Raw genomic sequence first — 20,068 nt, forward strand, 5'->3', positions numbered from 1 at the left:
TGCCGTCTCACTCTGGTCTTACCTCGTGACAAGCCCACTCAACCAACCCCCGGCAAGCCAGAAACAGCCCATCCACAACTCCCTCATCCAAATGCCGTTCCGGGTCCGCTGCCACCCGGCAGCGGTCTGCCGCGTGCAGCAGCTCCAGCACCGTCAGTGCGCCAACCATCGCGCGCTCACTTCTAGCCAGGCTTACGCGGCGGCCGGGCGACACATCGGTTTCTGGCCATGGGTGCCCATCGGCTCCCTCGCAGCCGCGCATGCGCTTGAGGATGCCGAGGAGGTAGTTCAGGTCGGGCAGGGGAGTGTCGTCGTTGATGGGCTCAACAACGGTGTAGGAGGAGAAGGTGTCGGATTCGTTCATGGCGTCGGCTTCCATGGCTGTGCTTAACAGCGCCACCGCGTAAGCGGGTGGCGGACGGTGCGTGGCTGCAAACCGGACGTCAGTTGTCAGTACCCGGCGGGCCCGAAGACCCCCACGCACCGTCCGCCAGAAAGGCCGACGGATTACCCGCCGGCACCGGTTAAGGACGGTGCCGACGGGTAAGCGTAAACAACTAACAGTTCGGGTTTGCAGGCCCGGCCACCCGTTGTCGGTGGCGCGCTATGGTGTTTACGCCGTCGCTCCGAATACCAATAGAAATTCGCGAAGGAATCGCGGAATCCGAGAGCGAAGAACTATTGTTGCATGCACCAATCGTGCAACACACGACGCCAGCAGACGCATTCGCGCAGCCGCTCTGCTGATGGCGAATCAAAGTGGCGCAATCGCCCATGCCACAAGCGAATAGCGCGACAGCCTTCTTTGCAACAGTTCTTAATCCGCACCGAGTGGCAACGGCGCGTGATCAGCCACACACCCCGAAAAGCGGTTCAAACCCGACATCGCCAGCGAACCTCGCGGCCTCAGCCAGCGCCATCCTCAGCATGCCCCGCATTCCCCACCAGCAACTCAATCATCGCCCGCGCCGCCGCCGACTGCCGCCGATGCGGCGCATAGATCACCGAGAACGGGCGCGACCGCCCGCGCAGCTGCGGCAGCACTTCCACCAGTTCCCCACGCCGCAACCGCTCCAGCACGATGAACTCGTAACTCTGGCAAATCCCGATGCCCTGTTCGGCCAGCGAAACCACGCCCAGCACATCGTCGGAGGTCTCGATGGACGAACGCGGCAGCCAGTCCACGTCGCGCCCGGCGTCGCGGAAGATCCACGGCGCCAACCGTCCGGTGCGCGGCATCACGAACGGCAGGCACAGGTGCTGCTGCAGGTCGTCCAGCGTCTGCGGCGTGCCGCAGCGCTGCAGGTACTCCGGCGCGGCCACCAGCACCAAAGGCGCATCTTCCAGCTTCCGCCCCACCAGCCCGCTGTCCGGCAGCTGGCCCAGGCGGATGGCCAGGTCGAAGCCTTCGGCCACCAGGTCCACGTTGCGGTTGGTGATGTTCAGTTCCACCTGCACCTGCGGGTACTGCTGCGCAAAGCGCGCCAGCACGGGCGGCAGCCGGTAGTGGCCATAGGTGGTGGGCACGCTCAGGCGCACGCGGCCGGCCAGCGCGCCGTCCTGGGCCAGTACGTCGCGCTCGGCGTCGTCCAGCAGGCCGAAGGCGGTGCGCACCTGTTCCAGATAGAGCCGCCCGGCGTCGGTCAGGCCCACGCGGCGGGTGGTCCGCTGCAGCAGCTGCCGGCCCAGCCGCGCTTCCAAGCGGGTGACCGCACGGCTCAGCACCGAGGGCGTGGTGGACAGCGCCACCGCGCCGGCGGTGAACGAGCCGTGCTCGACCACCGCCAGAAACACCTCCACATCGCCCAGGTAGTCGAACTTGCGGCTCATTTGGCTCTCCGGGGAACAGATGTTTTGCGATGGGGCCAATTTATCGCCGCTGGGGCGATGAATAAAGTGGCCGCCATTCCCCGATTAGGAGCTCCCCCATGAACCTGATGACCCGGCTGGCCGCAGCGCTGGCCCTGACCCTGGCTGCCAGCGGCGCGCAGGCCGCCAACGTGCTGGTGGTGCTGTCCGACGAAAACCACCTGGACCTGAAGGACGGCAAGGTGCTGTCCACCGGCTTCTATCTCAACGAGCTGATGCAGCCGGTCAAGCTGCTGCTGGACGCGGGCCACGAGGTGACCTTCGCCACGCCGCAGGGGCGGGCGCCGACGGTGGATGCGTCTTCGGTGACGCCGGCGTACTTCGGCAACGATGCCGCGCAGCTGACGCTGCACAAGGAACTGCTGGAGAAACTGGCGCTGACCTCGGCGACGGCCTCGCCGGTGGTCAGCCTGGCACGCATCGAGCAGCAGGGCTACGCGCGTTTCGATGCGGTCTACATTCCGGGTGGCCACGCGCCGATGCAGGACCTGCTGAAGAGCCCGGCGCTGGGCCGGCTGCTGGCCGACTTCCACCAGCGCAACAAAACCACCGCGCTGGTCTGCCACGGGCCGATCGCGCTGCTGTCCACGCTGCCGGATGCTGCGGGTTTCGTGGCGAAGCTGGAAACGGGTGCGATGCCGGCCATGCCGAAGTGGATCTACAGCGGCTACCAGATGACGGTGATCAGCAACCAGGAAGAAGAGCAGGCCAAGCCGTTGCTGGGTGGCGGTGAGATGAAGTTCTACCCGCAGACCGCGTTGCAGCGGGCGGGTGCGCGGTTCAGCAGCAATGCCACGCCGTGGATGGGGCATGTGGTGGTGGACCGTGAGCTGATTACCGGGCAGAACCCGGCTTCGGCGCTGGAGGTGGGGCAGCGGTTGGTGGAGCGGTTGAAGTAAGGCGGGGTCTGCATCGCGTGCCGTGTCGTGGCAACATGGTGGGCTGGCCTCGTCCTTCTGGGCGGGGCCGGTTTTCCAGGCAAGCCCTCGAACACGACATGCGAACGTCTTTTTTCATTCTCTCCGCCCTGTGCCTTGGCCTACTGTCTGGCTGTGCCAGTGGCCCGGAGGAGCACGCTTCCAGCCGCGAGATAACCAGTGCGTTCGTGGCCGACGACGGCCAGCTGTACCTGTTGCCGCGCTATGACGAGCCGATGCGCTTCAATGCCGCGCCGTTCCGCGAGTACCGCGCGCTGATGGACAGCCCGCTGCGCGAGGCGGTGGCCTGCGCGCAGATGTACTTCCATGAGGACTGGCGCGACCCGGCCAACAAGGCCAAGGTGCACGGCAGCTATGCGCTGCTGCTGCTGCCGGAGCAGGTGACGGCAGAGCTGGCCGGACAGTTCAAGCTGGAGCGGATTGAGGTGCTCCCGCGTGAGGCCAAGGCCGTGGAGGAGCGGGCGCGCTACTACCTGCCGATGGACCGGACCCGTTACGCGCTGGCGTTTGACCGCGCCTGCAATCTTTCAAGGAAGGGCGGCAGCTATTACAGCGCGCTGTTCGAGGGCGACGGCGAGCGGGTGCAGTTGCCGGATGCTGCGGCACTGGCGGAGAAGGGGAAGCTGGAACAGCCGATTAATGCGCGGGCGCAGCGGATCCTGCCGGAGAGGGAGGGCAAGCCGGGTGCGGGTTCGGCGGCGGGCAAGGTGCTCGGCGCGGCGCTGATCCCTGTGGCCGTGCCGGTGTTTGTGCTAAGCCTGCCGTTCCTGGGGCCGGATCATTGGAAGTGAAAAGGCGTTGGGGGAGAGTCATCCACGCATGGCGTGGATTGGGCATCGCCTGAAAGTTCATCCTGGAGATCTGTGTGCCAAGCACGCTGGAAACTGTTTTGAAGACTGCAGGCTTCATTGTCGTTGCGGCGCTTCCGTTGGTGATCCTCTGGCTCATCCTTCGGCGAATGTCAGCGACCGCGCGTTCTGCATTGGGATCAGGGCTGCGTTTGAATCCCCCTCGCCGGATTTCCGGCACGTCCATGACCTTGGTGATGGTGGATGGCAAAGAGGATCGCGAGCACTACTTCTTTGATACAGAATCCTTCCACCTGCGGCGGGGGGCGGTGCCCACGGCAGTTCCGCTTTCGCAGATCACCTCAGTCACACGAACGTCCGACAGGATCTACGGGCGTTATGTCTGGCAGGTGTGCTTCAGCAGAGCATCGGGCAGAAAGTGCGTGACGTTCACCAACAACCTGACGCTGTTCAACCGCGACTTCCTGCTGTTCCTGGAGGCGGTGCGGAAGGCCAATCCTCTGGCGACCGTCGATCAGGCGGGTCTGTTCTTCTGATTGTGCGGGGACATCAGCGGCGCTGATTGGCAAATGGAGGGGCCAGGGGGCGAGTCGCCTTGGACACGGTGCTGGGCGATTCAGTTGTGCGGGCGTTGAGGGAGTGAATCCACGCATGGCGTGGATCTACTGGCACCTCTGCCTGCCGCCAGCCACACAGCTTGCCCGCCAATGCTCCCAGGTCTTGAGATCGATGCCGGCTTTCAGCGCAATGCCCTGCAGCTCTGCCCAGCCCTTCGGCGAAGGAGAGGCCAGCAGCCCACGCATGAAGGCCTGCATCTTTGCCTCACCCACCTGCTTCTCCAGCGAAAGCAGCAGCAAAGGGGCATAGACGTAGCGATATATCTCGCCCAGATCGGAGTTGCCATCGATGGCATCGAACGGGGGTAGCGGCTTGTCGTGCGTATCGACGGCCGATTGCAGTCGTGCGATGTAGCGATCGGCCGCGGCATCGCCACTGATCTCACGCAGCGCCTTGATCGACAGGAACTCGGCGCTGGACTCCAGCAGAACCCAGAAGTAGGGGCCCTGCGGACGGTTCAGCGTGCCGAAGTAGTAATGGCCCATTTCGTGTGCGATGTACTGCACGCGCCGTTCAGCATGTTCGCCACCAGCCAGCAGGGAGTCGGCCACATTGCCGATGCTGCCGCTCATGGCGATGGTGGGCCAGGTGGCAAAGCCCCACTCGCTGCCTTCGCGGTCGCGCTCGATCTGGTTGAGCGTGACCATGCGCAGGAAAGTGGGGCGGTCGGCCAGCGGCATGCCCATGTAGCGGCTGTGCACGTCGGCTACCTTCTGCAGTGTGCTGGACAGTGCCTGGACCTTGGCCGAGGGCAGGGTCTCGTTAAGGATCGTGACCTGCGCGGTGCGGGTGATCGGGCCGCCGCCGCCGAACAGCAGGATCGGCCGTGCGTTGTCGCTGCGGAATCGCCCCTGCGCGCCTTCGATGGCCGGGCTGCCGTTGAGATACAGAAAGCGGCAGCCGGCGCAGTCCACCTGCAGGTCGTAGCGGCTTTCGTTGCTGCGCACGCGGGCCTTGGGGTCGAATGCCTGCGGCAGCCATGCGGACTGTTCGGTGAAGCGGGCGCTGTCGCCGTTGAAGGCCATCATGCCCTTGAAGTCGCCCATGGCATCGTGCTTCGGGTACAGCGGGAACGCGCCCACGTACTGCACGCAGAGCGTGGCGGTGGGCTCGGCCAGGGTGTAGACGCGCGCCTCGCCATCCACGCCCGGGTCGTACCAGCCATCGAACCCTACCGGCTTGCCGTCACCGTCGGTGACCCGCGCGACGTTCAGGCCGGCGTTGAGTACGAACGCGCCCCTTGATTCGGCTGGGAGGTTGGACACGCAGACATTGCCTTCGACGCGGCCGCTGGCAATATCCAGCCGCACGCTGCCGGTGGTGAGCGGCGTGGCCGCCTGCGCGGTCGGTGCGGCCACGCTGGTGGCGGGGGCGAGCAGTGCGGTCAGGGCGGCAGGCAGCAGGGCGGTGCAGGGGTTCATCGGGCCATCTTTGGGTGGATGGCGTTGACTATAGGGCCAACATCGATGGACGCGGAGAGTCTTCTGGTCACCCGGCCTTGTGGGGCTGGTGCAATGCCCTGGCCTGGTGCAGGCATAATGCCAGCGGGGCGAACGGATGCCCGCGAACAGGACGGACGCCTGCGCCATGACGAACATGCCAACCCAGCTCACGACCGACTTCGATGCGATGCTCGACGGTGGTGACATTGCCGAGGCGCGGCGGCTGTTGGCCCCGCAGCTTGCACGCGGCTGTGCTGAAGCGTTGTTCCTCTCTTCTTCGATGCCTGTGGGGGAGGACGACGCACATGCCGAGGCGGACAGCTTCGCGACCCTCAAGCAGGCCGCAGAGAAGGGTTATATCCCGGCAATCCATGCGATAGGGCTGTGCCTGCTGACCGGTGACCGCGTCGAGCAGGACGTCATGCGTGCGGCCGCGCATTTTGAGCGGGCATCGGAGGCCGGCTATCCGTCGGCCATGTACGAGTTTGGCCTGGCGTTGTTCCATGGCATGGGTGTTGCCAGGGACGTGCCGCATGCGGTGTACCTGATCCGCGCTTCGGCGCAGTCGGGGAATGAGTACGCCAGGGAATTCCTGCTGACGTACTCGTTGGACGTGGGCACGTAGGAGGAGGGTGCGGAGGCCGGTAACGCTACACTGGCGGCCTACCCCGATGGAAGCTCGCCCATGTTCAGTGGAAAAGTTGCGGTGGTCACCGGCTCCACCAGCGGTATCGGTCTTGGCATTGCCATAGCCCTGGCGCGGCAAGGTGCCGATATCGTGCTGAATGGCTTCGGCGATGCGGCGGAGATCGAACGCATCCGTTCCAAGCTGGAAACCGAGTTCGGCGTGCGCGTGGCGCATGACGGCGCCGATCTTTCCCGTGGCGAGGCAGTGCGCTGGATGATTGAGCATGCCGTCGCGACGATGGGCCGCATCGACATCCTGGTGAACAACGCCGGCATCCAGCACACCGCGTCGATCGAGGAATTCCCTGTCGAGAAGTGGAATGCGATCCTGGCGTTGAATCTCTCGGCCGTGTTCCATGCCACGGCGGCGGCCTTGCCGCATATGAAGCAGCAGCGCGCCGGCCGCATCATCAACATTGCGTCGGTGCACGGGTTGGTGGGCTCGGTGAACAAGTCGGCCTACGTGGCGGCCAAGCATGGCGTGGTGGGGTTCACCAAGGTCACCGCGCTGGAGAATGCGGGCACCGGCATCACCGCCAATGCCATCTGCCCGGGCTGGGTGCGGACGGCGCTGGTCGAGCAGCAGATCACCGCGTTGGCCGAGCGCGATGGCACGGATCAGGAGACCGCCGCGCGTGCGCTGCTGGCTGAGAAGCAGCCCTCGTTGCAGTTTGTAACGCCCGAGCAGCTGGGCGAGATGGTGGTGTTCCTGGCCTCGGATGCCGCTGCACAGATCACCGGCACGGCGCTGCCGGTGGATGGGGGCTGGACGGCGCGCTAGCTGGCTGGCTGTGCTTTACGCTGCAGCATGGGCAATGCCACCAGCGTGGCGAGAATGGTGAACAGCACCAGCGACGAGCCCACCGTGCCGAAGCCCAGGCCGCCCTTTTCCAGCGGCTTGGTGAGCAGATCGCCGAAGGTGGCGCCGAACGGGCGGGTGAGCACGAAGGCGATCCAGAACAGGATGACCCGGTTGATGCCCGTGATGCGGCTGGCCAGTGCGGTGAGCGCGATGAGGCTGCCGATCAGCAGTGCGCCGCCGGTGAAGCCCAGCCCGGAATCGTCGGCGAGGAAATCACCCAGCGCGGTGCCGAGGGTGTTGGAGAACAGCACGGCGGTCCAGTAGAAGCCTTCGGCGCGGCGCGATGCGATGTTGCTGACCGAGATCGACTTTTCCGACACCCGCCAAGCCAGCAGCACCAGCGCCAGGCAGCCGGCCAGCAGACTGGCGCCGGTGGCGTAGCCCAGGCCGAGCGTGCGGTCGATCAGGTCGGACATGGTGGTGCCGGCGGTGCTGGTCGCCAGCACTACCGACCAGAACAGCACCGGGTGGAAGCGCCGCGCCGACAACTGCATGCCCAGCAGGCCGGCAAAGATCGCCAGCAGGATGGCCGAGCTGGCCACGTAGCCGAGGTTGAGCGTCATCGACAGCAGGTCGCCCGCAGTCTCGCCGAGGGTGGTGGCGGCGATCTTCATCACCCAGAAACCGAGGGTGACCGCCGCCACTTTGCTGTGCAGGGAATCTGCGTCTGAAACACTCATCGAGCGTCGCCTGGGGAGCCTGCGGGTGATGCTGTGGCGGCGGGCGTCAGAGCGCGGTCGGAACCGGGTTCGGCGAGAGTGAGCGTGGGGGCGGCGTTCAGCCGGTGCTGGCGGGGGCCGGCAGGCGTGCCAGCAGGGCGTCCCAGTCGGCCACGAAGCAGCCGTTGTGCCCACGGTTGCACTCGGTGATCCACGCGTCCAGCGATTCGCTCTGTGCGCGATAGCCGCTGACATCGCCCAGGACGGCGAAGTGCAGGCGGTAGTTCACCAGCATCTGCAGCCATTGCCCGGCCATGCCGGAGCGCAGCTCGAAGAAGTCTGCCGATAGGCGCTGCACCGGCACGGCGATCCACTCGGCCTGGTGCCCAAGGGCATCGCCGACCAGGTCGCGCAGGGCGTTGCCATCCAGAAGCGGGCCTGTATCGGCGCTGCGCAGGACGCGGGTGCTGCCGATCTGTTCGACATGTGTGTGCATCGTGCGCTCTGAAGTTCGTATCGTCCGCCCAGTATGGCCATGGGAGAGGCCAACAGTAAGCAGATGCAGCATGAATCTGGCGAACGAACGCGCTAGGCTGCGCCGGGCGCCCGCACGGGGCGGGTTCACGATACCGGGAAAGGGCATGGCAGGGTGGAAAGGACGTTCGTTGTTGATGGCGGTGCTGGTGTGTTCTGGCCTGCCGGCCGCGGCCGCCGAGCTATGCACGGCCAGTGCCTACGGTGACGGGCAGGGCAACATCGTGGTGCTCGGCGCACCCGCTGCGGCACCGGCCACGGGCCAGCGCTATCTGATGCTGGACGGGCGACGTGGCGCCACCGGCGATGCCAACGCACCGGTGAGCTGCAGCGGCGATGTGGTCAGCTTCAGGTCGCCTGCGGGAGCCACGCAGCGCTGGCAGCGACTGCCGACCCGCGATACCGATGCAACGTTCATCAGTGCGGGAACCAAGCTGGTCGGGCAGTTGATCGAACCGGCCGGCCCGGCCGACCCGATGCGGCCGCTGGTGGTGCTGGTGCACGGCTCGGAACGCACGATGGCGGTGGCGGCCATCTACCAGCGCGTGCTGGTGGCGCAGGGGATTTCGGTGTTCGCTTACCAGAAGCGTGGGACCGGCGATTCGGAAGGGGAGTACACGCAGAACTTCGAACTGCTGGCCGACGATGCGGCGGCGGCGCTTGCCAAGGCACGTGAGCTGGCGGCGGGGCGTTTCGGTCGGGCCGGCTACTTCGGTGGCAGCCAGGGCGGGTGGATCGCGCCGCTGGCGGCGACGCGCTCGCAGGCGGATTTCGTGGCGATCGGTTTCGGCCTGGTGGTGTCACCCATCGAGGAGGACCGCGAGCAGCTGTTCGACGAGGCACGCCGCATGCAGCTGGATGCAACGGCGATGAAGCAGGTCGGCCAGCTTTCAGACGCGACCGCGCAGTTGATGCGCACGCATTTCAATGAAGGGTTTGAGGCGCTGGCGAAGGTGCGTACGCAGATCGGTGCCGCACCGTGGGCAAAGAACATCAGCGGCGAATACAGCGGCGACATGCTGCGCATGAGTGACGCCGACCTGCGCCGGATCGGCCGCGCCCGATTCGACAACCTGGAGCTGATCTGGGACTACGACGCCGGGGCCGCGCTGCGCCGCCTGAAGGTGCCGTTGCTGTGGGTGCTGGCCGAGCAGGACCGCGCCGCGCCGATTGCCGCCACGCGTTCGATCCTGTCGCGCCTGCGCGCGTCGGGGCAACCGATCGACACCTACCTGTTCCCGGATACCGACCACGGCATGGTCGAGTTCCGCACCGATGCCGAGGGCAACCGGGTGTCGACGCGGATCACCGACGGCTACCTGCGCCTGCTGGCCGATTGGATCGAGCAGGATGTGCATGGCAGTTATGGGCGTGCGCGCAGATTGAGCGATTGACCGGATGGGGAGCGCCAGCGGCGGATGGCGCTCCGCCGCCGATTGCGGCACGACTCAGTTCGGCTTCGCAAATACGTCCAATCCCTTGCCGGTTTCCAGCAGCGACTTCAGGCTCGACAGCACGATCGGCCAGCCCTGGCGGATGCCGGTATCCATGCCGCTGCCCGGTTCCAGCTCCTCATGGGTAACCGTCAGCCGCACCATGTCCTGGTAGGGCACGATGTCGAAGGTGACGCGGCTGTAGGCATCCGGGTTGTCGGCCTGCGAGGCGGCGGCCCAGGTGATGACCAGGCGCGAGGGCGGGGTGCTTTCCACCACTTCGCCCACCAGTTCGACCGAGCGGGTTTCGTTTGCGCGCACATGCTGCCAGCGCGAGCCGGGTTTCCAGTCGGAGACGTTCTCGTGGCCCCAGTAGCGGCTGGCGATCTCGGGGCGGGTGATGGCCTCGAACACCTTCTGCGGGGTGGAAGCGATGTAGATCACGTGGATGAAGCGGGTGGTCTCTGCGGACATCGTCATTCTCCTTCCAGTTCTCGTTTCAGGTCATGCAGCAGGCTCAGGCGCTGCTGCTCGAACTTGCGTACCCAGCGTTCGTAGACTTCATGCAGGGGCACCGGGTTGATGAAGTGCAGCTTCTCGCGGCCACGGCGCACGGTGCTGATCAGGTTGGCGTCTTCCAGCAGGCCCAGGTGCTGGGTGACCGATTGCCGGGCTATGTCCAGGTTTTCGCACAGCTGGCCCAGGGTCTGGCCGTTGTGCTCGCAGAGCAGGTCCAGCAGCGTCCGGCGCGTGGGATCGGCCAGTGCCTTGAAGACCTTGTCTGCGTCGCGCACGTGGTCTACCACCATGGGGATGTCTTCAATTCCAGTTGTCGATCCTGACGTCGTGTGGGTTGGGCTGGCCCTTGCCGGTCTCCAGCAGGGCCTTCAGGCTCATCAGGAACACCGCCCACTTTGTGCTGCAGTGGGAGGTGAACTCGACGCGCTCCTTCCAGCCTTCATGGGTGAACAGGACGATGCAGTAATCGCCTTCCTGCTTCAGCACGAAGCGCGCGTGGGTGCCGATCCATTCGGCGGGGCCGGTGAGGAACTTCCAGAGCACCAACTCGCCTGGAATGAGCTGTTCCAGCTGCATTTCCATGGCGCCGATTTCCTGGCCGTTGTTGGTGAAACGGACCTTGACCGTGCCGCCGGTCTCGCGGTCGCCGTGGGTGTCTTCGGCCCACCAGGCGGCGACGCCTTCGGGGGTGGCCAGGGCTTGGTACACCTGGCTTGCGGGGGCCTTGATGCCGACCCTGTGTGCGATATCCACCATTGCAGGTTCCTCGCGATGGGCCGGCAGGCGCCGCCCCTGGGATGGACTATATGCAGGTAAATGCCTGCATGTCAAATCCGGCCCAGGGACTTCCGACCCTGGTAGTGCCGGCCGCTGGCCGGCATCCTCGTGACAGCTGATTGACGCGTTGACAGGAGTACGTGCATGACTGAAACAGGAGAGGACACCTTGACCATCCGCCGCGCCAGTGCGGCAGATGCCCCTGCGGTGCTGGCGCTGTTCGATGAGGTGATTGAATGGTTCGTGTCCATTGGCAATCTGCAGCAATGGGGCAGCGAGCCGTGGTCCACGGTGCCGCGCCGGGTCACCCAGGTGACCGATGCGTGCGCGCTGCCTGGCGCATGGGTGGCCCAGAACGAGCAGGGTGAGGTGCGTGCGTTCCTGGCGCTGGGCGAGTCGATGCCCTATGTGCCGGCGCCCGATGGGCCGGAGCTGTACGTGCGGGTATTGGTGGCCTCGCGTGATGCGCGCGTGCGCGGCATTGGCCGTCGCCTGATGGCGTTTGCCGATGAGCAGGCGCGCGCTGCCGGCCTCGACCATCTGCGCGTGGACTGCTATGGCGGAGGCAGCGGTGATCTGGTGCGCTTCTACGAGTCCTGCGGCTACACGCGAATTGCGCCGTTCAACGTGGACGGCTGGCCAGGCATGCTGCTGGGCCGCCAGCTCTGACGCCGCTGCGTCATTCGGTCGCAGCATGCATGCAGGAATCGGTACATCGGTTCGGCGCTAGAGTGGGGTCACCCCCTCCAGGAAGGAGCAGCGCATGTACTACAGCAGTGGCAACTACGAAGCCTTCGCGCGCCCGCGCAAGCCAGCCGGTGTCGATGGCAAGCGCGCCTGGTTTGTGGGGTCGGGGCTGGCCTCGCTGGCCGGCGCCGCGTTCCTGGTGCGCGATGGGCGCATGGCCGGTGAACGCATCACCATTCTTGAACAGCAGCAGATTCCTGGCGGTGCGCTGGATGGCCTGAAGGTGCCGGAAAAGGGTTTCGTGATCCGTGGTGGCCGCGAGATGGAAGATCATTTCGAGTGCCTGTGGGACCTGTTCCGCTCGATACCGTCGCTGGAGATCGAAGATGCCAGCGTGCTGGACGAGTTCTACTGGTTGAACAAGGACGACCCGAACTATTCGCTGCAGCGCGCCACCATCAATCGCGGCGAGGATGCACACACCGATGGCCTGTTCACGCTGACCGAGCAGGCACAGAGGGACATCATCGCGCTGTTCCTGGCCACCCGTCAGGAGATGGAGAACAAGCGCATCAACGAAGTACTGGGCCGTGATTTCCTGGACAGCAACTTCTGGCTGTACTGGCGAACCATGTTCGCGTTCGAAGAGTGGCATTCGGCGCTGGAGATGAAGCTGTACCTGCATCGCTTCATCCACCATATCGGCGGCCTGCCGGATTTCTCGGCGCTGAAGTTCACGAAGTACAACCAGTACGAATCGCTGGTGCTGCCGCTGGTGAAGTGGTTGCAGGACCAGGGCGTGGTGTTCCAGTACGGTACCGAGGTGACCGACGTCGACTTTGATCTGCAGCCGGACCGCAAGCAGGCCACGCGCATCCATTGGATGCATGACGGTGTAGCCGGTGGCGTGGATCTCGGCGCGGATGATCTGCTGTTCATGACCATCGGTTCGCTGACCGAGAACTCGGATAATGGCGACCACCACACTGCGGCACGCCTGAACGAAGGCCCGGCGCCTGCCTGGGACCTGTGGCGCCGCATTGCCGCGAAGGATGACGCGTTCGGGCGTCCGGATGTGTTCGGCGCGCACATTCCAGAAACCAAGTGGGAATCGGCAACGGTGACCACGCTGGATGCGCGCATTCCGGCCTACATCCAGAAGATCGCCAAGCGCGATCCCTTCAGCGGCAAAGTGGTGACCGGCGGCATCGTCAGCGTGCGCGACTCGCGCTGGCTGATGAGCTGGACGGTGAATCGCCAGCCACATTTCAAGAACCAGCCCAAGGACCAGATCGTGGTCTGGGTGTATTCGTTGTTCGTGGATACGCCCGGCGACTACGTGAAGAAGCCGATGCAGGACTGCACCGGCGAGGAGATCACCCGCGAGTGGCTGTACCACCTGGGCGTGCCGGTGGAGGAGATCGACGAGCTGGCGGCGACGGGCGCGAAGACGGTGCCGGTGATGATGCCGTACATCACCGCGTTCTTCATGCCGCGCCAGGCCGGTGATCGCCCGGACGTGGTGCCGGACGGTGCGGTGAACTTCGCTTTCATCGGCCAGTTCGCCGAATCGAAGCAGCGCGATTGCATCTTCACTACAGAGTACTCGGTGCGCACGCCGATGGAAGCGGTGTACACGCTGCTGGATATCGAACGCGGCGTACCCGAGGTGTTCAATTCCACCTACGACGTGCGCTCGCTGCTGGCCGCGACCGGGCGTTTGCGTGACGGCAAGGAACTGGACATTCCCGGGCCGGTGTTCCTGCGCAACCTGCTGATGAACAAGCTGGACAAGACCCAGATCGGCGGGCTGCTGCGCGAGTTCAAGCTGGTGCAGGAGGACTGATTGGGATCTCGGTAGCGCCGGGCCACGCCCGGCGGGTCCAGCAGCGGGTTATTGACACAGCTTCAACCTACTAGTAGGTTGGCGGCATGAAAGAGTCGCTCTCGCCCAAGGCCCAGGAGATCCTGGCCCATGCCCGTTCGCTGCTGGAGGCCGGTGGCTACAACGGCTTCAGCTACGCCGACGTGTCCGCGCGGGTGAACATCAGCAAGGCCAGCATCCATCACCACTTCCCCAGCAAGGCGGACCTGGTGCGCACGGTGGTTGAACTGTACCGGGCCGAGGCGCGCGAAGGCCTGGCGCTGCTGGACCGGCAGCTGGACGACCCGCTGCAGGAGCTCAACGCCTATGTGGAGTACTGGTCCAGCTGCATTGCAGGGGGGACGTCGTCGTTCTGCATCTGCGCGATGCTGGCAGCGGAGGCGCCGATGATCCCTGCGGAGATTGCCGATGAAGTGCGCGGGCATTTCGAGGATCTGAGCGGGTGGCTGACGGTGACGCTGGAGAAGGGCGCGGCGCTGGGCCAGTTGCGCCTGCAGGGTTCCCCTGCGGACGAGGCCAGGGCGTTCATGTCCTCGGTGCACGGCGCGATGCTGGCCGCGCGCGGTTTTGGTGACGCGGCGACCTTCGCGGCACTGGCACAGTTGGCGATCGCGCGGGTGAGTGCGGCGCTCTGAGAGATGTGTGGTGGGCCTGCGGCGACGCGGGCCTTCTTTTTGAGTCCAATGCCTACCTACTAGTAGGTTCATTCTATCCCTGGAGATGTCCCATGTCCCACCCTCTGTCCACGCTTGGCGTGATCCATACCGCTGTCAGCCTGATCCCGGTGTTGAGTGGCCTGTATGCCTTCATTCGCCATCGCGCAATCGATCCCGCCACGCGCGCGGGCAAGCTGTACCTGGTGGGGCTGGTGCTGTCGGTGGCCACCTCGTTCACCGTGTCCAGCACGGGCGGGATCAACCCCGGCCACGCATTCGGGGTGATCGTGCTGCTGGTGGCATTCGGCGGCGTGCTGGCCGCGCGGCTGCGCTGGCTGGGGCGCGCAGCACCTTATGCATCGACGTTTGCGCTGTCTTTCAGCTTCCTGCTGTCGTTGGTGCCCGGCGTCAACGAAACGCTGACCCGCGTGCCGGCAGCGCATCCGATTGCTGCCGCGCCGATGGCCCCGGTGGTGCTGCACACGCTGCTGGTCTGCCTGGTGATGTTCGTGATCGGCGTGGCCGCGCAGTGCTGGAGGCTGCGAAACCGTGCCTTGGCAGGACGATCCTGAGACGCCGCCGGTCACTCCGGCGCGGCAAGTGCGCCCAGCAGTGCCACCGGTTCGATCAGTGCAGCCGAGCGCGCCGGGTCAAGTTGAATGTGCCGGCTGCAGAAGCCGAACGATCGGCCTGCGGCACGCTCGGGGACGCGTGCGCTCGCGTCCGGTGTCTCAATCTCCAGCACCTCATCCACGGCCAGCGCCAGCGTTGCGGTACCGGCATTGATCAACAGCATGGCCGGGCTGCCACCGTCGAATGCCGCTTGGCCGCTCATGCGGCGCAGGTCGACCACGGGTAATGGCTGCCCACGGACTTCCAGGGTCGGCCTGCCGTTGCGGTCTGCAGGGCCGAATGCCTCCAGGCCGCGAATTTCGACGGCAGCCTGGATGTCAATCGCGAACAGGGCGGTGCCTGCACGCACGATCACGATCTCGAACAGGTCGGCGGGCGATGCGCGTTTTTCCATTGCAGGTGGGGCGGGTACTGGCATGCGATGGGCGTGGCGAAGACAGCGGGAAGGAGGATCCTGATGATGACGCCCGAACGTAGCGCACGGCCGCGTCGGCAGGCGCACGCAAGGCGTCGGTTCAGTCTGTATCAGGCGGGGGCGCGTGGCGGCTCGACGGTGCCGATGCGTGGGAAATGCGGACGCAGCAGGCCAACGAGCTGATCCATGCCTGGAACGGAATGGCCAAATTCGTCCCATCGCGCATTGACCAGCCCGGACACGACGATCTGCCCGGTCTCGATGCGGGTCATCGCCCAGTAGGGTACGGCGCGTGCGCCGATTGCCATGTCCAGTACCGGGGTGACGGCGGCGTGCGAACGACTGTCCTGGATGCGGCGCCTGACCGCCTTCAGGCCGTCGGGCGGGCCTTCGATGTACTGGAAAAACCGCTGCCCGTCGACGAGCAGCGCTCCGGTAACGTCCACCCGGCGATTGAACGCGGCAGAGCCCGAGACGATCTGGCGGAGGGTTTCATCGGAAAGCCCAGCCGACATGTGGCTGGAGTAAGCAAATGCGTGGAGCATGGAAGGGGCTTCGTGTGACGCACGTCACTATACGTGGGTCTCCACCGTCCGCCGTGAGCCTTTTCTCACGTGGCGCTGGAGAGCGCTGAGCTGGATCAGCAGCCCACCAGCCGATCCGCGCCAACACCGCCGCGATGCTGGCTGCGGTACTCGGTAGGGCTCGCATCGACCTGGCCCCGGAAGTGCCGACGGAACGATTCCTGCGAACCAAATCCAGCCTGCTCGGCAATCCACTGCAGCGGCCGATCGGTGGTTTCCAGCAGCTCGCGGGCGTAGGCGACGCGCTCGCGGATCAGCCAGTCGATGGGCGACAGGCCGGTGGCCTCCAGGAACTGCCGCTGCAGGGTGCGTTGGCTGAGTGCGGCCTGCTCGGCGAGGCTGCCCAGCGAGTGCGGCTCGCGCAGGTTGCGGCGCATCCATTCCATCAGCTTTGCTAGGCGCGTGGGCTCGCCATGGGGAATGGCGCGGCTGACACGCTGGCTGCGTTCGGCATCACGCCACGGCGCCAGTACCAGCCGTTCGGCCACCAGATTGGCCACGCGCGCACCGTAATCCTTGCGCACCATATGCAGCATCATGTCCATGCCGGTGGCCGAGCCGGCCGAAGTGATGATGCTGCCGGTATCCACGTACAGCGCATCCTCCCGCACATCGATGTGTGGGAACTCGCGTGCCAGCGCTTCGGTGAGGCGCCAGTGGGTGGTGGCCTGGCGGCCATCGAGCAGCCCGGCCCAGGCCAGCACGAAGGCACCGGAGCAGATCGAGGCGATGCGCGCGCCGCGTGCGTGGGCACGGACCAGTGCATCGAGCAGTGCCTGCGGTGGGCGCTCGCTGGGCTCGCGCCAACCGGGAATGACGATGATGTCGGCGTCATCAACGCTGCTGAGATCGTAGGGGAGTTGGACCTGCGTTCCGCCAAGCATGCGCAGCGCACCAGGTTCACCCGCGCACAGCTGGGTGCGATACCAGGCCACGCCGAGTTCCGGCCGCACCGGCGCGAACAGGCCAACCGCACAGCCGAACTCGAACAGGCCCTGGCCGTGGCAGGCGACGATGGCAACGAGCGGCGCGGTGGGATGGGCGGGTGGGCTGGGCATGGCTTGATGCTACGGGTGCAGATGCGGTGCGCTGCGTGGTGCGAGGGCATGAGGTGATGCCTGTGGAGCATGTGCACGGGGGCATTCGTCTGGCCTGGGGCACCCGACGGGGTAGAGTCGACTGTTAGTCGACTGCTGTTGGCGATACCGCCTGGAAGCCCGCGCTGCGCGCGATAGTCGACTGACAGTCGACTCTACCCCCGTAGGTTGCCGCCCGCCGCCCGCCGCCCGCCGCCCATCACCCACCACCTGCCACCCGCCGCTCGCCGTCCCATGGGCGTGGTGCGCAGGGCCGCCTAACGTCATTACCAGCAGTCATGTGGGTGGCCGGATGTTACGGCTGGGTGACGCGATCGCGCCTGTCGCGGTGGGCGGACAGGCCCTTGAATGGAAGCGTGTTTCCGGCCCACCCCCACGAGCCCCCATGCCTGCCGCCCACGCCCCTGTCCTGAGCACTCTCGCTGTTCTGATCACAGCCATCCTCGCCGCTTCGCCCAGCCATGCGGCTGAAGCCGATGCGGATCCTGCTGCCGCCGCTGCGACGGCCAACGTGGCCGCGTCCACGCTGGATGCGGTGGTGGTGACCGGCTCGCGCACCAGTACGCGTACGGTGAAGAACAGTTCCACGCCGATCGACGTGATCTCCGCCGAAGACCTCACCGCCACCGGCCAGGCCAACCTGCTGGAAGCACTGCAGCGCGCACTGCCGTCGCTCAGCCAGATTGGTGGCTACCAGAGCGACCAGGAGAGCCTGATCCGTGGCTACCAGCTGCGCAACCTGTCGCCCGGCTACACGCTGGTGCTGGTGAACGGCAAGCGCCGCAATGCCAGTGCCTATGTAAGCGGTGCCAATGGGGGCGGCTTCCCAGGCCATGCGTGGGCGGACCTGGCGTTGATTCCGGTGTCGGCCATCGACCACGTGGAAGTGCTGCGCGATGGTGCGTCGGCCATCTATGGCTCCGATGCGATTACCGGTGTGGTCAACGTGATCCTGAAGTCGCAGGCGCACGGTGGCGAGCTCGTCGTGGAAAGCGGGCAGAGCATTGATGGCGATGGCTCGCGAACCAGCGTGCGTGCGAACGTTGGCCTGCCGTGGGGTGCCGATGGCTTCGTCAACCTCTCCGGCGAGACCACCCGCCAGCATCATGCGATCCGCACCCGCCGCTACATCGATGGCTATCTGAGCTACCCGGCGGTGGATGGTAGCGGCAATCTGGTGGCGCTGCGGCCGAACAACCGGTTGCCGGCCGGCGCATCACTGAACCCGGCCGAAGCCAGCCGCAATGCCGAGGCCAACACCATCCTCAGCTCCCCGTCGTATGCGCTGAAGGCGTTCGCGGTGAACGTGGGCCATGGCCTGGGCGAGAGCGCGCAGTTCTACGCCAACGCCACCGCCAGCGATCGCACCGCGCAGGCAATCCAGAACTTCCGCCTGCCGGCGACCATCTTCACCACCTACAAGGCGCCCGGGGTGCTGAGCGTATTTCCCGATGGCTTCCTGCCCGTGCTGGAAACCAAGGAGAAGCAGTACACCGGCACTGCGGGCGTGAAAGGGCAGATCGCGGGCTGGGATTACGACGCCAGCCTAAGCGGCAACCGCAGTACGGTACGTACCTATACGCGCAACTCGGTGAACTACTCGCTGCCGTACCCCGGTTCGCCCACTGACTTCTATGACGGCAAGCTGGACTACCAGCAGGGCATCGCCAACCTGGACCTGCGCCGCGGCTTCGAGGTGGCGGCGTTTGCGTCGCCGCTGGAGGTGAGCGCGGGCGCCGAGTACCAGCACGAACAGTACGAGCGTGGGGCAGGGCAGTGGGAGTCGTACACCGGCTTCGGCGCCGCCGCGTTCGTGGGCTACTCCACCGCCGATGCGGTGAAGGCGACCCGTAACAGCAAGGCGGTGTACGTGGGTGCAGCCACCAACATCACCTCGCGCTGGTATCTGGATGCGGCGGCGCGCTGGGAAGACCATTCCGACTTCGGTAGTGTCTCCACCGGCCGCCTGACCACGCGCTTCGACTTCACCGATGCGCTGGGCGTGCGTGCCACGGTCAGCAACGGTTTCCACGCGCCCAGCCTGGGCGCGCAGTTCTACCAGGCCACTGGCAGCTGCCCGTGCGGTACCACGCTGGTGGCGCAGGTGTCTTCGCCGGCAGCGGTTGCGCTGGGTGCTACGCCGCTGAAGCCCGAGAAAGCCACCAACTACAGCCTGGGCGTGACCTGGGACCCGAGCCCGGCGTTCCACTTGGCCGTGGATGCCTACCAGATCGACATCCGCGGCCAGCTCGGCCAGTCCAGCCAGATCGGCTACAACGCGCAGGATCCTGCACGCGTCACCGACAACAGCGGCACGGTGCTGAGCGCGGCGCAGAAGAACACCATCGATGCGCTGCTCGGGTCGGCCGGCATCAGCATCCTGCCGGGTGATGCGTTCTACGCCAGCTACTTCACCAACGTGGGCAATACCCGTACGCGCGGCGTCGAGCTGACCGTGGAAGCGAACCAGGAAACGGCCTGGGGCAAGCTGCGCTGGAGCTACGCGGCCAACGTGGGGCGCACCACCATCCAGAAGATCAGCGACATTCCGGCGGCGCTGCAGGGGCTGCCGAACATCAACCTGTTGACCAAGAGCAGCGAGTACGCGCTGCGCTTCCGTACGCCCAGCTACACGCAGGTGGCGGGGTTGGGCTGGCAGAACGGGCGCTGGCGCTCGAACCTCGACTTCACCTACTACGGCCCGATCAAGCGCCTGAACAACGGCGTGGAGTACAAGCAGCCGCCGGTGCTGGTGACCAATCTCTCCGGTGCCGTGGAACTGGGCGCAGGCTGGAGTGCGGCGCTGGGCATCAACAACGTGTTCGACAAGCGCACGCGCAAGGTGCCGGAGTACGCGCGCAGTGCCACCGATGTGGCGAGCATCGAGACGACCTGGGACAACGGCGACGTGTTGAGCAACGTCGGCGCGTACTGGTACGGGCGGGTCAGTTACCGGTTTTGAGG

At 65.6% G+C, this 20,068-nt stretch carries 22 protein-coding genes; 11 read left to right on the forward strand and 11 right to left on the reverse strand.

Annotated elements, in window-relative coordinates:
• Window positions 1-7: 7 nt before the first annotated feature.
• Both ACSYAO_RS08680 and ACSYAO_RS08685 read right to left on the reverse strand, forming a co-directional pair.
• Entirely contained in the window at window positions 8-364 is a 357-nt protein-coding gene (locus ACSYAO_RS08680) for a hypothetical protein (RefSeq protein WP_049427767.1), read from the reverse strand.
• A gap of 542 nt (window positions 365-906) precedes the next feature.
• Window positions 907-1,830 (reverse strand): LysR family transcriptional regulator, encoded by a 924-nt coding sequence (locus ACSYAO_RS08685; RefSeq protein ID WP_076739212.1) that lies wholly within the window; start codon window positions 1,828-1,830, stop codon window positions 907-909.
• 98 nt (window positions 1,831-1,928) lie between these two features.
• Here ACSYAO_RS08685 and ACSYAO_RS08690 point away from each other — a divergent pair, with 98 nt between their 5' ends.
• The 3 genes from ACSYAO_RS08690 to ACSYAO_RS08700 all read left to right on the forward strand — a co-directional run bounded on the left by ACSYAO_RS08690 (window position 1,929) and on the right by ACSYAO_RS08700 (window position 4,152).
• Complete coding sequence (locus tag ACSYAO_RS08690; protein WP_076739211.1) at window positions 1,929-2,768, forward strand: type 1 glutamine amidotransferase domain-containing protein; 840 nt, start codon at window positions 1,929-1,931, stop codon at window positions 2,766-2,768.
• Between the two features lie 98 nt (window positions 2,769-2,866).
• Window positions 2,867-3,598, forward strand: coding sequence for a hypothetical protein (locus tag ACSYAO_RS08695; RefSeq protein WP_076739210.1), 732 nt, complete (start codon window positions 2,867-2,869; stop codon window positions 3,596-3,598).
• A 74-nt stretch (window positions 3,599-3,672) separates the two neighbouring features.
• Window positions 3,673-4,152: a hypothetical protein gene (locus tag ACSYAO_RS08700; RefSeq protein WP_224481843.1), complete on the forward strand. Its 480-nt coding sequence runs from the start codon at window positions 3,673-3,675 to the stop codon at window positions 4,150-4,152.
• Window positions 4,153-4,278: 126 nt separating this feature from the next.
• Here ACSYAO_RS08700 and ACSYAO_RS08705 read toward each other — a convergent pair whose 3' ends face one another.
• Window positions 4,279-5,655 (reverse strand): hypothetical protein, encoded by a 1,377-nt coding sequence (locus ACSYAO_RS08705; RefSeq protein ID WP_076739208.1) that lies wholly within the window; start codon window positions 5,653-5,655, stop codon window positions 4,279-4,281.
• A 166-nt stretch (window positions 5,656-5,821) separates the two neighbouring features.
• Here ACSYAO_RS08705 and ACSYAO_RS08710 point away from each other — a divergent pair, with 166 nt between their 5' ends.
• Both ACSYAO_RS08710 and ACSYAO_RS08715 read left to right on the forward strand, forming a co-directional pair.
• Window positions 5,822-6,301 (forward strand): tetratricopeptide repeat protein, encoded by a 480-nt coding sequence (locus tag ACSYAO_RS08710; RefSeq protein WP_158230118.1) that lies wholly within the window; start codon window positions 5,822-5,824, stop codon window positions 6,299-6,301.
• Window positions 6,302-6,361: 60 nt separating this feature from the next.
• The gene (locus ACSYAO_RS08715) at window positions 6,362-7,144 is read left to right on the forward strand and encodes a 3-hydroxybutyrate dehydrogenase (RefSeq protein ID WP_076739206.1); all 783 of its coding nucleotides are present in this window, start codon (window positions 6,362-6,364) and stop codon (window positions 7,142-7,144) included.
• On the opposite strand, the gene ACSYAO_RS08720 is transcribed toward ACSYAO_RS08715, so the two are convergent.
• Window positions 7,141-7,905, reverse strand: a complete 765-nt coding sequence (locus tag ACSYAO_RS08720; RefSeq protein WP_060380221.1) for a COG4705 family protein — start codon at window positions 7,903-7,905, stop codon at window positions 7,141-7,143. The two genes, ACSYAO_RS08715 and ACSYAO_RS08720, sit on opposite strands and share 4 nt — an antisense overlap.
• 97 nt (window positions 7,906-8,002) lie before the next feature.
• The gene (locus ACSYAO_RS08725; RefSeq protein ID WP_049403163.1) at window positions 8,003-8,380 is read right to left on the reverse strand and encodes a DUF4180 domain-containing protein; all 378 of its coding nucleotides are present in this window, start codon (window positions 8,378-8,380) and stop codon (window positions 8,003-8,005) included.
• A 145-nt stretch (window positions 8,381-8,525) separates the two neighbouring features.
• Between ACSYAO_RS08725 and ACSYAO_RS08730 the strand changes: the two genes are divergently transcribed.
• Window positions 8,526-9,812 carry an alpha/beta hydrolase family protein gene (locus ACSYAO_RS08730; protein ID WP_076739205.1) on the forward strand — a complete coding sequence of 429 codons (1,287 nt, stop codon included), beginning with the start codon at window positions 8,526-8,528 and terminating at the stop codon, window positions 9,810-9,812.
• A gap of 54 nt (window positions 9,813-9,866) precedes the next feature.
• On the opposite strand, the gene ACSYAO_RS08735 is transcribed toward ACSYAO_RS08730, so the two are convergent.
• The 3 genes from ACSYAO_RS08735 to ACSYAO_RS08745 are packed head-to-tail and all read right to left on the reverse strand — an operon-like array spanning window position 9,867 to window position 11,126.
• Window positions 9,867-10,325 carry an SRPBCC family protein gene (locus ACSYAO_RS08735; protein ID WP_062606308.1) on the reverse strand — a complete coding sequence of 153 codons (459 nt, stop codon included), beginning with the start codon at window positions 10,323-10,325 and terminating at the stop codon, window positions 9,867-9,869.
• 2 nt (window positions 10,326-10,327) lie between these two features.
• Window positions 10,328-10,660 carry an ArsR/SmtB family transcription factor gene (locus ACSYAO_RS08740; RefSeq protein ID WP_076739204.1) on the reverse strand — a complete coding sequence of 111 codons (333 nt, stop codon included), beginning with the start codon at window positions 10,658-10,660 and terminating at the stop codon, window positions 10,328-10,330.
• 10 nt (window positions 10,661-10,670) lie between these two features.
• On the reverse strand, window positions 10,671-11,126 hold the full coding sequence (locus ACSYAO_RS08745; RefSeq protein WP_076739203.1) for an SRPBCC family protein: 456 nt from the start codon (window positions 11,124-11,126) through the stop codon (window positions 10,671-10,673).
• A 165-nt stretch (window positions 11,127-11,291) separates the two neighbouring features.
• Here ACSYAO_RS08745 and ACSYAO_RS08750 point away from each other — a divergent pair, with 165 nt between their 5' ends.
• From ACSYAO_RS08750 to ACSYAO_RS08765, 4 genes are all read left to right on the forward strand, one after another.
• Complete coding sequence (locus ACSYAO_RS08750; RefSeq protein WP_033834651.1) at window positions 11,292-11,816, forward strand: GNAT family N-acetyltransferase; 525 nt, start codon at window positions 11,292-11,294, stop codon at window positions 11,814-11,816.
• A 94-nt stretch (window positions 11,817-11,910) separates the two neighbouring features.
• Window positions 11,911-13,680 carry an oleate hydratase gene (locus ACSYAO_RS08755; protein WP_076739202.1) on the forward strand — a complete coding sequence of 590 codons (1,770 nt, stop codon included), beginning with the start codon at window positions 11,911-11,913 and terminating at the stop codon, window positions 13,678-13,680.
• Window positions 13,681-13,766: 86 nt separating this feature from the next.
• Window positions 13,767-14,354, forward strand: a complete 588-nt coding sequence (locus ACSYAO_RS08760; RefSeq protein WP_043035135.1) for a TetR/AcrR family transcriptional regulator — start codon at window positions 13,767-13,769, stop codon at window positions 14,352-14,354.
• Between the two features lie 92 nt (window positions 14,355-14,446).
• Entirely contained in the window at window positions 14,447-14,947 is a 501-nt protein-coding gene (locus tag ACSYAO_RS08765; protein ID WP_065184076.1) for a hypothetical protein, read from the forward strand.
• Between the two features lie 11 nt (window positions 14,948-14,958).
• On the opposite strand, the gene ACSYAO_RS08770 is transcribed toward ACSYAO_RS08765, so the two are convergent.
• The 3 genes from ACSYAO_RS08770 to ftrA all read right to left on the reverse strand — a co-directional run bounded on the left by ACSYAO_RS08770 (window position 14,959) and on the right by ftrA (window position 17,065).
• Complete coding sequence (locus ACSYAO_RS08770; RefSeq protein ID WP_224481844.1) at window positions 14,959-15,510, reverse strand: chemotaxis protein CheW; 552 nt, start codon at window positions 15,508-15,510, stop codon at window positions 14,959-14,961.
• Window positions 15,511-15,533: 23 nt separating this feature from the next.
• Window positions 15,534-15,968 (reverse strand): BLUF domain-containing protein, encoded by a 435-nt coding sequence (locus tag ACSYAO_RS08775; RefSeq protein WP_076739201.1) that lies wholly within the window; start codon window positions 15,966-15,968, stop codon window positions 15,534-15,536.
• 95 nt (window positions 15,969-16,063) lie between these two features.
• The gene (ftrA, locus tag ACSYAO_RS08780) at window positions 16,064-17,065 is read right to left on the reverse strand and encodes a transcriptional regulator FtrA (RefSeq protein ID WP_049459933.1); all 1,002 of its coding nucleotides are present in this window, start codon (window positions 17,063-17,065) and stop codon (window positions 16,064-16,066) included.
• A 424-nt stretch (window positions 17,066-17,489) separates the two neighbouring features.
• Between ftrA and ACSYAO_RS08785 the strand changes: the two genes are divergently transcribed.
• Window positions 17,490-20,066: a TonB-dependent receptor plug domain-containing protein gene (locus ACSYAO_RS08785; protein ID WP_099562579.1), complete on the forward strand. Its 2,577-nt coding sequence runs from the start codon at window positions 17,490-17,492 to the stop codon at window positions 20,064-20,066.
• Window positions 20,067-20,068 lie beyond the last annotated feature (2 nt).

The organism is Stenotrophomonas sp. STK16_22 (assembly GCF_051984505.1).
GTDB classification, from domain to species: Bacteria; Pseudomonadota; Gammaproteobacteria; order Xanthomonadales; family Xanthomonadaceae; genus Stenotrophomonas; species Stenotrophomonas maltophilia_A.